General features: G+C 64.8%; 9 protein-coding genes. 8 read left to right on the top strand and 1 reads right to left on the bottom strand.

Features of this window, described 5'->3' with window-relative positions; all coding sequences use genetic code 11:
* The first annotated feature begins 6 nt into the window (after positions 1 to 6).
* The 7 genes from ACOOE1_RS14030 (at position 7) to lpdA (ending at position 10,410) form a co-directional block, all read left to right on the top strand.
* Entirely contained in the window at positions 7 to 1,050 is a 1,044-nt protein-coding gene (locus tag ACOOE1_RS14030) for a hypothetical protein (RefSeq protein ID WP_420402820.1), read from the top strand.
* Positions 1,051 to 1,202: 152 nt separating this feature from the next.
* Positions 1,203 to 2,156 carry a malate dehydrogenase gene (gene mdh / locus ACOOE1_RS14025; RefSeq protein ID WP_420402819.1) on the top strand — a complete coding sequence of 318 codons (954 nt, stop codon included), beginning with the start codon at positions 1,203 to 1,205 and terminating at the stop codon, positions 2,154 to 2,156.
* A 182-nt stretch (positions 2,157 to 2,338) separates the two neighbouring features.
* On the top strand, positions 2,339 to 3,535 hold the full coding sequence (sucC, locus tag ACOOE1_RS14020) for an ADP-forming succinate--CoA ligase subunit beta (protein WP_420402818.1): 1,197 nt from the start codon (positions 2,339 to 2,341) through the stop codon (positions 3,533 to 3,535).
* Positions 3,535 to 4,410, top strand: coding sequence for a succinate--CoA ligase subunit alpha (sucD, locus tag ACOOE1_RS14015; protein WP_420402817.1), 876 nt, complete (start codon positions 3,535 to 3,537; stop codon positions 4,408 to 4,410). Before sucC ends, sucD begins: the two co-directional genes overlap by 1 nt.
* Positions 4,411 to 4,638: 228 nt before the next feature.
* The gene (locus ACOOE1_RS14010; protein WP_420402816.1) at positions 4,639 to 7,557 is read left to right on the top strand and encodes a 2-oxoglutarate dehydrogenase E1 component; all 2,919 of its coding nucleotides are present in this window, start codon (positions 4,639 to 4,641) and stop codon (positions 7,555 to 7,557) included.
* A 90-nt stretch (positions 7,558 to 7,647) separates the two neighbouring features.
* Positions 7,648 to 8,934: a 2-oxoglutarate dehydrogenase complex dihydrolipoyllysine-residue succinyltransferase gene (gene odhB / locus ACOOE1_RS14005; RefSeq protein ID WP_420402815.1), complete on the top strand. Its 1,287-nt coding sequence runs from the start codon at positions 7,648 to 7,650 to the stop codon at positions 8,932 to 8,934.
* Between the two features lie 69 nt (positions 8,935 to 9,003).
* Positions 9,004 to 10,410, top strand: coding sequence for a dihydrolipoyl dehydrogenase (gene lpdA, locus ACOOE1_RS14000; RefSeq protein WP_420402814.1), 1,407 nt, complete (start codon positions 9,004 to 9,006; stop codon positions 10,408 to 10,410).
* A 120-nt stretch (positions 10,411 to 10,530) separates the two neighbouring features.
* Here lpdA and ACOOE1_RS13995 read toward each other — a convergent pair whose 3' ends face one another.
* Positions 10,531 to 11,892 carry an NAD(P)/FAD-dependent oxidoreductase gene (locus ACOOE1_RS13995; protein WP_420402813.1) on the bottom strand — a complete coding sequence of 454 codons (1,362 nt, stop codon included), beginning with the start codon at positions 11,890 to 11,892 and terminating at the stop codon, positions 10,531 to 10,533.
* A 94-nt stretch (positions 11,893 to 11,986) separates the two neighbouring features.
* On the opposite strand from ACOOE1_RS13995, the gene ACOOE1_RS13990 reads away from it, so the two are divergent.
* Entirely contained in the window at positions 11,987 to 12,538 is a 552-nt protein-coding gene (locus ACOOE1_RS13990; RefSeq protein WP_420402812.1) for a hypothetical protein, read from the top strand.
* Positions 12,539 to 12,560 lie beyond the last annotated feature (22 nt).

Below are 12,560 nucleotides of genomic sequence, written 5' to 3'. Positions count from 1 at the left end.
GGATTCATGTCAGATTCGCTCCTTCAGACAGACGGCTCGCGGCAGGCCATCGATCGCGAGGACCGGGATTCGATCAACACCTTTGCATGCGCCGCGCTGCCGGTTCGCAGCAGGGGATTGATACGGCTGCGTCTGATCAAGAATGTCCGCCTTGAGACCAGGGTCGAGGCGTTCCGCGGCACCGGGACCGGCAGCGGACAGTTCGGCATCGATGAGCTGCCGGCCTACATCGACCCGAGCGAGGATCTGACCCGGATCGACATTCCGTTGTTGAAACAGGCGGCGCAACTTCCGGCCTTCGACTGCTACTCGCTGCGGCGCGCGGTGCGCACGAGCGGGCTCGATCTCGAGGCGGCGGACGTTCTCAGCCTGTCGGACCAGAAGAAGCGGGAACTGGCCGGCCACATGCGGAATCTGACGCGCCCGCTGGTACGTCACGTGTTCGGCGACAGCGATATGGACATCACCGACCCGCGCAGCCTCCGCGATATCATGCAGATGGCCGACAGGGACCGGGCGCGGGAAAAACTGCAACAGCTTTCCGCTGTCCTTGAAACCGATCTCGATACCCTGCCCGAATTGCTGGAGGATTACGGCGACGCATTCCTCTCGCTCGGCTACTACCGCAGCTATCTCAACCTGATCGTTCCGCGCATCAAGGAACTGCACGGCTGGATCGAGGAAGCTTCGGCGCGCGGAAGCTTCCGCAAGGGGGATCAGGCGATGAAACGCCTGAAACAGGTCTCTGCCTCGATCGACATGATTACCAACAGCGTCGTCGAGCGTTTCCGGAGGTTCGACAAACAGGCGGTCTTCGACTGGGAGCGGCTCACGCTTGAGGAGTTCCGCGCCGCGCGCGACCTGATCCTCGCGCACCAGTCTAGTCTTGCCGAAGTGCTCTGCGGGTTGACGGTGAAGGTCTACGAGTGGCGCACCCGGTTTGCCAAGCCGAATGTGGGGATCCAGCAGCGCGTCGATTTCGTTCAGTCCGATCTTTTTCCCGGCCTCGACCACCTTCTGAAGGTTGAAAGCGACGCTCCGAAATTCTGAATGTCCGCCGCTGCGCCGGCGTCGCCCGGCTCGGGCCTTGCGGGGGGTCGGGAAACGCGCTACACCGCGCCTCGGTTTTCCGCCGTCCAGGAGGAGGCCGAAGCCTTGCAGGCGCGGCGGATCTGTCCCGAACCAGAGGAGTGGGGAACAAGATGGCTCGCAACAAGATCGCGCTTGTCGGCGCAGGGAATATCGGCGGCACGCTGGCGCTGCTTGCCGGTCTCAAGGAACTCGGCGACGTAGTGCTTTTCGATATCGTGGAGGGCATCCCCCAGGGTAAGTCGCTGGATATCGCCGAAGCGTCCCCGGTCGAAGGCTTCGACAGCCGCATGCTCGGCGCCAATGATTACGGTGCGCTCAAGGGCTCCGATGTCGTCATCGTTACCGCCGGCATCCCGCGCAAGCCGGGCATGAGCCGCGACGATCTGATCGAAACCAACACCAAGGTGATGAAGGCCGTTGCCGACGGCATCAAGGCCAACTGCCCCGACGCCTTCGTCATCTGCATCACCAATCCGCTCGACGTCATGGTCGGGGTCCTGCAGAAGCTGAGCGGCCTGCCGGCCAATAAGGTCGTCGGCATGGCCGGCGTGCTCGACAGTGCCCGTTTCCGCTATTTCCTCGCGGAGGAATTCAGCGTCTCCGTCGAAGACGTTACCGCCTTCGTGCTGGGCGGCCACGGCGATACCATGGTGCCGCTGACGCGTTACTCAACCGTTGCCGGCATTCCGGTTCCGGATCTGGTGAAAATGGGCTGGACCACGCAGGAGAAGGTCGACCAGATCGTGCAGCGCACGCGTGACGGCGGCGCCGAGATCGTCGGTCTGCTGAAGACCGGTTCCGCGTTCTACGCACCGGCCTCGTCCGCGATCCAGATGGCCGATTCCTATCTCAAGGACAAGAAGCGCGTGCTGCCCTGTGCCGCCCAATGCTCGGGTGAGTATGGCCTCGACGGTCTCTATGTCGGGGTGCCCTGCGTGATCGGTGCGAACGGCGTCGAGCGCATCGTCGAGATCGAGATGAATGCCGACGAGAAAGCCATGTTCGACCATTCGGTCAACGCGGTGAAGAGCCTGAATGAGGTTGCGGCGAAACTCGGGATCTAAAACGCGAGTGGTGGTATGTGGTATACCACCATTTGTGATCCTGCGGTTCGGTGCTACAGTGAAAGACTGCGGCACCGGGCCGCTTCCCGCATGTGGGGGATAGGGCCGGTCGTCTCGGCCGGTTGCAGCAACGGGTTCGGCGCCTCCCGCGCCAAAGCCGGGGCAAGCGAAATGGGAGAGCCATGAACATCCACGAGTATCAGGCCAAGCAGCTCTTGGCCAAGTTCGGTGTGGCGGTGCCGCGGGGCGGCGTTGCCTACACCCCCGAGGAGGCCGAGAAGGTCGCCAACGATCTCGGCGGTCCGGTCTGGGTCGTGAAGTCTCAGATTCATGCGGGCGGCCGCGGCGCCGGGCGCTTCAAGGGCAACGAACAGGGCGCCGGCGGCGTTCGCGTGGTCAAATCGGTCGCGGACGTGAAGTCCAACGCAGGCGAAATGATCGGCGCCACGCTGGTCACCAAGCAGACCGGGCCGGCCGGCAAGGAAGTCAGCCGCGTCTATATCGAGGAAGGCTGCGACATCAAGCGCGAGCTGTACCTCAGCCTGCTGGTCGACCGCGATACCAGCCGCGTCACCGTGATGGCCTCGACCGAGGGCGGCATGGAGATCGAGGAAGTCGCCGAGGCGACGCCCGAGAAGATCATCACCCTCGCCATCGACCCGGTCACCGGCATGCAGGGTTTCCATGCCCGCCGCATCGCCTTCGCGCTCGGCCTCGAGGGCGATCAGATCAAGTCGGCGGTGAAATTCCTGATGGCCATGTACAAGGCCTTCACCGATCTCGACGCCGCCATGGTCGAAGTGAACCCGCTGGTGGTCACCGGCGCCGGCGACGTGATCGCGCTCGACGCCAAGATGGGCTTCGACGACAACGCGCTGTTCCGGCACAAGGACGTGGCCGAGCTGCGCGACGAGACCGAAGAGGACCCGGCCGAACTCGAAGCCGGCAAGTACGAGCTGAACTACGTGAAGCTCGACGGCTCGATCGGCTGCATGGTCAACGGCGCGGGTCTCGCCATGGCGACCATGGACATCATCAAGCTCTACGGCTCCGAGCCGGCGAACTTCCTCGATGTCGGCGGATCGGCGACGAAGGAGCGGGTCACCGCGGCCTTCAAGATCATCCTCTCCGATCCGAACGTCGAAGGCATTCTGGTCAACATCTTCGGCGGCATCATGCGCTGCGACGTGATCGCCGAAGGTGTCGTCGCCGCGGCCAGGGAAGTCAGCCTGCACGTGCCGCTGGTGGTGCGTCTCGAAGGCACCAACGTCGATCTCGGCAAGCAGATCCTCGCCGATTCCGGCCTGCCGATCGTCTCGGCGGACAATCTCGCGGATGCGGCCGAGAAAATCGTCAAAGCGGTGAAGGAGGCAGCCTGATGGCCGTTCTGGTCAACGAGAATACCAAAGTCATCTGCCAGGGCTTCACCGGAAGCCAGGGCACGTTCCACTCCGAGCAGGCGATCGCCTACGGCACCAAGATGGTCGGCGGCGTGACGCCCGGGAAGGGCGGTCAGACCCACCTCGGCCTGCCGGTCTTCAATACCGTGCACGAGGCCCGCGAACGGACCGGCTGCGACGCCTCCGTGATCTACGTTCCGCCGCCCTTCGCCGCGGACTCGATCCTGGAAGCGATCGATGCGGAAATTCCGCTGGTGGTCTGCATCACCGAAGGCATCCCGGTGCTCGACATGGTGAAGGTCAAGCGGGCTCTCGGCGGCTCCAAGACCCGCCTGATCGGCCCGAACTGCCCGGGTGTCATCACTCCGGACGCCTGCAAGATCGGCATCATGCCGGGTCACATCCACCGCCGCGGCAAGGTCGGCATCGTGTCCCGTTCGGGCACGCTGACCTATGAGGCGGTGGCCCAGACCACGGCGGCCGGCCTCGGCCAGTCGACCTGCATCGGCATCGGTGGCGATCCGGTGAACGGCACCAATTTCATCGATGCGCTGGATCTTTTCCTCGGCGATCCGGAGACCGAAGCGATCATCATGATCGGTGAAATCGGCGGTTCCGCGGAAGAGGATGCGGCCGAATTCCTCAAGCAAAACAAGGTGAAGAAACCGATGTGCGGTTTCATCGCCGGTGTCACGGCGCCTCCGGGCCGCCGCATGGGCCATGCCGGTGCGATCATCTCCGGCGGCAAGGGCGACGCGAATTCCAAGATGGACGCGATGCGCTCCGCCGGGATCCTCGTGGCGGACAGCCCGGCGTCCCTCGGCACCACCATGGTGAAGGCCATCAAGGGCTGAATTCGACGAGACGGGCGGCAATTTCGCGTTGCCGCCCGGACTCACCTTTGAGATTTTTTGCCATCAGCCATGCAGAACGGCTTCAAGTTCGTAAATTCTTAAGTAGTATAAGAACATGTTGCCGGTGCGGCGGTCTGTCGCAACGGCAATCGAGGTCCTGCGCGAGGGGCGTGCGGGGCCGGATCAGGCAGAACCGAACGGCCACTTTGAAAAGGGGCAGGTTCCAATATGGCTACGGTAGTGAGCGATCAATCCTTTCTCTCGGGTGCGAACGCACCTTTCATCGGCGAGCTCTACGAGCGTTTTCTCCAAGATCCTTCCCAGGTAGACGAAAGCTGGCGCGATTATTTCGCGACGCTGCATGACGAGGTCGGTTACGTCAAAGGCGACGTGCACGGGCCGAGCTGGGCGGACCGGGGCAACCGGGTCATCGGCGGTGAAGGAGAATCCGCCGACGGCAGCGGGCCGGTCGGAGAGGTGAAAAAGGCCAAGGGTGCGGCGCCGGTTGACGGCGCCGACGTACGTCAGGCCACCATGGACTCGCTCCGGGCGATCATGCTGATCCGGGCCTACAGGATCCGCGGCCACCTGAAAGCGAAGCTCGACCCGCTCGGTCTCGAGCCACCGACGCCGCACCCGGAACTCGATCCGGCGGAGTACGGCTTTACCGAGGACGACTGGGACCGGCCGATCTTCATCAATCACGTGCTCGGTCTCGAAACCGCGACCCTGCGCCAGATCATGGACCTGCTGGAGCGCACCTATTGCGGCTCGATCGGCGTCGAGTTCATGCACATGCAGGACCCGGCCCAGAAACTCTGGATCCAGGAGCGGATCGAGCAGATCCGCAACCGCACCGAATTCACCGAGCGCGGCAAGCACACCATCCTCGAGCGGCTGACCGCGGCGGAGACCTTCGAGCAGTTCCTCGGCCGCAAATATGTCGGCACCAAGCGCTTCGGCCTGGACGGCGGCGAGAGCCTGATTCCGGCGATGGAACAGATCCTGAAAAGGGGCAGCCAGCTCGGCCTTGAGGAAGTGGTCCTCGGCATGCCGCATCGCGGCCGCCTCAACGTGCTCTGCAACTTCATGAGCAAGCCGTTCCGCGCCATCATTTCCGAGTTCCTCGGCAATCCGGCGAACCCCGAAGATGCGGGCGGTTCCGGTGACGTGAAATACCATATGGGCGTCTCCGCCGACCGCGAGTTCGACGAGCATAATGTGCACCTGACGCTGAACGCGAACCCGTCGCATCTCGAGATCGTGAATCCGGTGGTGATCGGCCGCGTGCGCGCCAAGCAGGCCCAACGCAACGACAAGGAGCGCCGCAAGGTGCTCGGTATCCTGCTGCACGGCGACGCCGCCTTTGCCGGCCAGGGCGTGGTGGCGGAGACCTTCGCCTTTTCCGATCTGCGCGGTTACAAGACCGGCGGGACGATGCATATCATCGTCAACAACCAGATCGGCTTCACCACGGCGCCGGCCTTCTCTCGGTCCTCGCCCTATCCGACGGACGTCGCCAAGATGGTGGCGGCGCCGATTTTCCACGTGAACGGCGACGATCCGGAAGCCGTTGTTCATGTCGCCCGCATCGCGACCGAGTTCCGCCAGGAATTCGGCGTCGACGTGGTCATCGACATCTTCTGCTATCGACGCTTCGGCCATAACGAGGGGGATGAACCGATGTTCACCCAGCCCCTCATGTATTCGAAGATCGCGACCCAGAAGACGACCCGGCAGATCTATGCCGAGCAGCTCGAGCGCGAAGGCGTGATCAAGGCCGGCGAGGCCGACAAGATGGTCGAGGATGCGAACAGCTACCTCGATGCCGAATTCGAGGCCGGCCTGAACTACAAGCCCAACAAGGCCGACTGGCTGGAAGGCAAATGGTCGGGCTTCACCAAGGCGCATGGCGATGCCCGCCGCGGCGAGACCGCGGTCTCCAAGGACAGGCTGCGCGAGGTCGGCCTGAAGCTGACCGAGGTACCGGACGGCGTCACCGTTAACCGCAAGCTGCAGCGGGTCGTCGACCAGCGCCGCAAGGCGATCAAGGCCGGCGAGGGCATCGACTGGGCCAATGCGGAGAGCCTCGCCTTCGGCACCCTGCTGGTGCAGGGCGACGGGGTCCGGCTCAGCGGCCAGGATTCCGGCCGCGGCACCTTCTCCCAGCGCCACTCGGTCTGGATCGACCAGAAGACCGAAGAACGCTACATCCCGCTCAATCACCTGGCCGAGGAGCAGGAGCATTACGAGGTTATCGACAGCCCGCTGTCGGAGGCCTCGGTGCTCGGCTTCGAATACGGATTCAGCCAGGCGGAACCGAACACGCTGACCCTCTGGGAAGCCCAGTTCGGCGATTTCGCCAATGGCGCCCAGGTCGTGGTCGACCAGTTCATCAGCTCCGGCGAGCACAAGTGGCTGCGCATGTCGGGTCTGGTGATGTTGTTGCCGCACGGCTACGAGGGCCAGGGTCCGGAACATTCCTCCGCCCGTCTCGAGCGCTATCTGCAGCTCTGCGGCGAGGACAACATGCAGGTGGTGAACGTCACCACGCCGGCGAACTATTTCCACGTGCTGCGCCGTCAGCAGCGCCGTGATTTCCGCAAGCCGCTGATCGTGATGTCGCCGAAATCGCTGCTGCGTCACAAGCTCTGCGTCTCGACCCTGGACGAGATGTCCGAAGGCACGAGCTTCCACCGCGTGATGTATGACAACGAGGTGCTGTGCAAGGACAAGGACGTGAAGCGAGTCGTGATCTGCTCCGGCAAGGTCTATTACGACCTTTATGAGGAGCGCGCGCGGCGCGGCCAGACCGACGTCTTCTTCCTGCGCCTGGAACAGCTCTATCCGTTCCCGCGCGCGGCGCTGATGCAGGAGCTGGCGCGCTTCCCGCAGGCCGAGGTTGTCTGGTGCCAGGAAGAGCCCTGGAACATGGGGGCCTGGTCCTTCGTCGACCGGCGGATCGAGAGCGTGCTGATCGAGCTCGACGGCGCCTGCAAGCGTCCGCTTTATGCGGGCCGCGCGGAAGCCGCATCGCCCGCGACTGGCAACCACGGTCGCCACGTGCGCGAGCAGGAGGCGCTGGTGGCCGAGGCGCTCGCGGTCGGCGAGGAGATGAGCAAGGGCAGCCGCTTCGCGGCGGAATGATCCGAACAGAGCTATTGCCGCCGGCCCATCCCCGGCGGCAATTCACATGACGCGCCGGTCATGGCGCATATAAAGGGAATGGACGGAGATATGGCGACGGAAATCAAGGTACCGGTTCTCGGGGAATCGGTGTCCGAGGCAACGGTGGCACGGTGGATGAAGGCCGTCGGGGACGCGGTCGAGGCCGATGAGCCCCTGGTCGAGCTGGAGACCGACAAGGTCACGCTCGAAGTTCCCGCGCCGGCCGCCGGTACGCTGCAGGAAATCGTCGCGGACGTGGACGCGACCGTCGGCGTCGACGCGCTGCTCGGCGTGATCGCCGAAGGCGCCGCACCGGCGAAGAAGGCCGAACCCGCGGCCAAGCCGGCCGAGGCAAAGAAGGAAGAGGCGGCCCCCGAGGCGGCCAAGGAAGCGCCGAAGTCTGCGCCGGCCCCGGCCGCCGCGCCCGCCGCCGCTGCCGGCAGCTACGAGGTGAAGACCCTGTCCCCGGCCGTGCGCAAGCTGGTCGAGGACAACAATCTCGATCCGGCCAAGATAAAGCCGACCGGCAAGGACGGCCGCCTGGTGAAGGGTGACGTGCTGGCCGCGATCGAGGCCGGCACCGCGAAGGCGACTGCTTCCGCCCCGGCCGGTGCCGCGCCGGCCGCGGCCGGCCCGCTGCCGCCGCGCGCCGAGGATCCGCGGGAGGAGCGGGTGCGGATGACGCGCCTGCGCCAGTCCATCGCCCGCCGCCTGAAGGACGCGCAGAACACCGCCGCGATGCTCACCACCTTCAACGAGGTGGACATGGGCGAGGTCATGGCGCTGCGCAATCTCTACAAGGACGGCTTCGAGAAGAAGCACGGCGTGAAGCTCGGCTTCATGTCCTTCTTCGTGAAGGCCTGCATCGCCGCCCTCGAGGAGCTGCCGGCGGTCAATGCCGAGATCTACGGCGACGAGCTGATCTACAAGAATTACTATGATATCGGTGTCGCGGTCGGCACGCCGCAGGGCCTGGTCGTGCCGGTGCTGCGCGATGCCGACAAGCTGAACTTCGCCGAGGTCGAAAAAGGTATCGGCGATCTCGGCCGCAAGGCGCGGGACGGCAAGCTCACCATGCAGGACATGACGGGCGGCACCTTTACCATCACCAACGGCGGCGTCTACGGCTCGCTGATGTCGACCCCGATCCTGAATCCTCCGCAGTCCGGCATCCTCGGGATGCACAAGATCCAGGAGCGGCCGATGGTCGTGAACGGCAAAGTCGAGATCCGGCCGATGATGTATCTGGCGCTGAGCTACGATCACCGCATCATCGACGGCCGCGAGGCGGTTACGTTCCTTGTCCGCGTGAAGGACGCACTGGAAGATCCGCGCCGCCTGCTGATCGACATGTAACCCGCACGCGCGCGGGTCCGGCCCGCGCGCGGCTTCCTCCCGAACGAGCTGACAAGAAAGCAATTCATCATGGCTGACAGCTACGATCTCGTCGTCATCGGTGCGGGCCCCGGCGGCTATGTGGCCGCGATCCGCGCCGCGCAACTGGGCATGAAAGTGGCGTGCGTCGAGAAGCGCGCGACCCTCGGGGGGACCTGTCTCAATGTCGGCTGCATCCCCTCCAAGGCGCTGCTTTCCTCCTCGGAGAAATTTGCCGAGGCGCAGGATCACCTGAAGGAGATCGGCGTCGACCTCGGCTCCGTGAAGCTGAATCTGAAGCAGATGATGGCGAACAAGGCGAGCGTGGTCGAGGGGCTGACCAGCGGCGTCGCCTTCCTGTTCAAGAAGAACAAGATCGACTGGAAGACCGGCAGCGCCGTGGTGAAATCCGCGACCGAGGTCGAGGTCACCCCGGAAAAGGGCAAGAAGGAGGTGCTCAAGACCGAGCGCGTCCTGATCGCCACAGGCTCCGAGCCGACCCCGCTGCCGGGTCTCGAGGTGGACGAGAAGAAGATCGTCACCTCCACCGGCGCGCTTGAGATCTCAAAAGTTCCCGGACATCTCGTGGTGATCGGCGGCGGCGTGATCGGGCTCGAGATGGCCTCGGTCTGGGCCCGCCTCGGCGCCAAGGTCACCGTGGTCGAGTTCTTCGACCGCATCGTCCCGGGCATGGATGGCGAAATCGCGAAGAAGTTCCAGCGCGTGCTGCAGAAGCAGGGCATCGCCTTCAAGCTCGGCACCAAGGTGACCGCGTCGAAAAAGACCAAGACCGGCGTCAGCCTGACCGCGGAGCCCGCCAAGGGCGGCGATCAGGAGACCATCGAGGCGGATGTGGTGCTGGTCGCCATCGGCCGTCGTCCCTTCACCGAGGGGCTCGGCCTCGACAAGGCCGGCGTGAAGATGGACGAGCGCGGGTTCATCGAGGTCGATGCGGATTTCGAAACCAATGTCGAGGGTATCTTCGCCATCGGCGACGTGATCAAGGGTCCGATGCTGGCGCACAAGGCCGAGGAAGACGGCGTCGCCGCGGTCGAGACCATGGCCGGCCAGTCCGGTCACGTGGATTACAATCTCGTCCCCGGCATCGTCTACACCTGGCCGGAAGTGGCGAGCATCGGCAAGACCGAGGAGCAGTTGAAGGAAGCAGGCGTAGAGTACAGCGCCGGGTCCTTCCCCTTCACCGCCAATGCCCGCGCCAAGTCGGTCGGCATGACCGAGGGTTTCGTGAAGATCCTCGCCGACAAGAAGACGGACGCGGTGCTCGGCGCCCATATCATGGGCCCGGAAGCGGGCAATCTGATCCACGAGATCGCCGCGGTCATGGCCTTCGGCGGTTCGGCCGAGGACATCGGCCGGATCTGCCACGGCCACCCGACACTGGCGGAAGCGGTCAAGGAAGCCGGTCTCGCGGTCAGCAAGTCCGCGATCCATATGTGATCCGAAATTCCGATACCGATACGGAAACCGCGGCCTCCGGGCCGCGGTTTCTGTTTGTGTGCATATGCACCCACATTCGGCCGTCATCCCCGTTTGCATGGAGATTACGGCGGTGAAAACTTAGGAACTCCGTAAATCCCTCGCATCCTGACGCCGGCTGAACGGCAGCCAGAGCGAGAAGGCAAGCGGGGCCAGCTTCGGGAACAGCACCGGGTCCGGGTCGGTGACCGGCAGCGGCAGGTCCTCGTTCGAGCCGCCGTCGAGCCAGAGCGCGAGCTTGCGGCCGAGCGCCGTGGTCATGGCGATGCCGCGGCCGTTGCAGGCGATGGCCGAGAAGGCACCGTCGCCGAGCCGCATCAGCCGGGGCATGTAGTTCCGGGCGACCGCGATCCGGCCCTGCCAGGCGAAGTCGGCCCGGAGTTCCGGCAGTTGCGGCAGCAGGGCCTCCAGGCGGCGCAGATGATAGCTGCGCCCCCGGTCTGTGGAGCCGAGGGGATTGCCCAGCAGGCCGCCGGTGACGATCCGGTTGTCGTCGGTCCAGCGGTAGGCGATCAGTTCCTTGCGGGTGTCCGCCGAGCAGCGGTCGTTCGGCAGCACGCTTTTCCGCAGGTCCGGGTCGAGCTGCTGGGTCGCGACCTGGAACAGGGTGATCGGGAACTGGGTTCCTTCGGCGCGTGGCGCGAGCCCGCCGCCGGTCCCATTCGTGGCGAGCAGGACCTTGTCCGCGACGAGGGTCCCGTGATCTGTCTTCAGGCGCCATTCGGCGCCGTGCCTGCCGATCTCTTTCGCCCGGCTGTCGATAAAGAGCGTGACCCCGGCTTTCACCGCTGCCGCGGCGAGGCCGCGGACGAAGGCGAGCGGGTTCAGGTGACCGCCGGTCGGATCGAGAAAGGCGCCGTGATAGGCCTCGGAGCCGGTCTCGGCGACCGCTTCCTCGCGCGAGAGCAGCTTCACCGGGCGGCCGAGATCCTGCCACCGCCGCACCCGCTCTTCGAGCCAGTCCCGCTTCACCGGGGAATGGATCGGTTGCATCCAACCGGTCTGCTTGGCCCAGCAGTCGATCCCGTGGCGCCGGATCAGGTCGAAGACCAGTTCGCCGCTTTCGCCGAGCATGCGGAGCAGCAGGTCCGCTTTTTCAGCTCCGAATTCTCCCCGAACATCGTCGAGATCGACCGAGGTCAGCAAATTCGGCACGACGAACCCGGTATTGCGGCCGGACGCCCCGAAGCCGGCTTCGTCGGCTTCCAGGAGCGTCACCGTGCGCCCGGCTTCGGCGAGATGCAGCGCGGCCGACAGGCCGAGGAAACCGCCGCCGACGACCGCGATCTCCGTCCGCGCCTCGCCGGCGAGGCGCTGCGCTGCCGGCCCTGCCGGTGCGACGGAATGCCAGAAGGAGCTCTGGAAGCTGAGCGAGGGATGCGGCGCACCCGCGAGCTCTTCCCAGATCGTCGGCCTGTAGCCCTTGTGCGCGATTTCCGGCATCGGCTCTTCCTTCATTCAACGGGATCATTATTGTGGCGGCCGGTCTTGCGACACGGGAGACGAAAACCGCCGGTCGGATCTGACGAAGACGAGCATGTCCGAGCGGCCCGGAGCGCGCAAGAGCAGTGAAAAGGGTCTGGGTATGAGAGTGATCTGTCTGGCGCTGGTCCTGTTCGGCGCGGTTTTGCCCGGCGCGGCGGCGCAGGATGTTTCCGATGGCGATCTGGCGTCCCAAATGCGCGTCCGGGGCGGCCAGAACGCCTTCCTCTACGATTGGCAGCGGCTGACCGGAGACGTCACCTGCGACGGCGCCGCCGACATGGTGGCCGGCTATGTCGATCTGGACAACCCGGAGGGGCTCGGTTTCTTTTTCGCCGTAGTGGCCAGGGAACAGGGCCGGCTCGTCTCCGATGCGAAGTTCACTTACTTCGACGACCGGCACGAGGACGGGCTCTGCGGCGAGGGAAAGCCGGCGCCGGTGATGAGTCTGGAGCGGTTGACGGCGGAAGAGGCGCGGGCCCTGAGCGGGATCGAGGACGTCTGCCCTATCGCCGTCAGGATCGATGACGGGCTCTGCGAACCGCACCGCTATTTCTGGAGTGCGGCGCGGGGGCGGGATGACCGGCTCCTGCTGGTGAGGAACTGAACGAAGGCGGGGGCCGGAATGT

The sequence above is a fragment of the Nisaea sp. genome, from assembly GCF_965216895.1.
Taxonomy (GTDB): Bacteria; Pseudomonadota; Alphaproteobacteria; order Thalassobaculales; family Thalassobaculaceae; genus Nisaea.
The sequence above is the reverse complement of the archived record's forward strand: the minus strand, read 5'-3'. Positions and strand labels throughout refer to the sequence as shown.

What these genes read in the sequence shown, in the direction of transcription:
- ACOOE1_RS14030 (WP_420402820.1), top strand. Translation starts at nt 7, where the DNA reads ATGTCAGATTCGCTCCTTCAGACAGACGGCTCGCGGCAGGCCATCGAT.
- mdh (WP_420402819.1), top strand. Translation starts at nt 1,203, where the DNA reads ATGGCTCGCAACAAGATCGCGCTTGTCGGCGCAGGGAATATCGGCGGC.
- sucC (WP_420402818.1), top strand. Translation starts at nt 2,339, where the DNA reads ATGAACATCCACGAGTATCAGGCCAAGCAGCTCTTGGCCAAGTTCGGT.
- sucD (WP_420402817.1), top strand. Translation starts at nt 3,535, where the DNA reads ATGGCCGTTCTGGTCAACGAGAATACCAAAGTCATCTGCCAGGGCTTC.
- ACOOE1_RS14010 (WP_420402816.1), top strand. Translation starts at nt 4,639, where the DNA reads ATGGCTACGGTAGTGAGCGATCAATCCTTTCTCTCGGGTGCGAACGCA.
- odhB (WP_420402815.1), top strand. Translation starts at nt 7,648, where the DNA reads ATGGCGACGGAAATCAAGGTACCGGTTCTCGGGGAATCGGTGTCCGAG.
- lpdA (WP_420402814.1), top strand. Translation starts at nt 9,004, where the DNA reads ATGGCTGACAGCTACGATCTCGTCGTCATCGGTGCGGGCCCCGGCGGC.
- ACOOE1_RS13995 (WP_420402813.1), bottom strand. Translation starts at nt 11,892, where the DNA reads ATGCCGGAAATCGCGCACAAGGGCTACAGGCCGACGATCTGGGAAGAG.
- ACOOE1_RS13990 (WP_420402812.1), top strand. Translation starts at nt 11,987, where the DNA reads ATGTCCGAGCGGCCCGGAGCGCGCAAGAGCAGTGAAAAGGGTCTGGGT.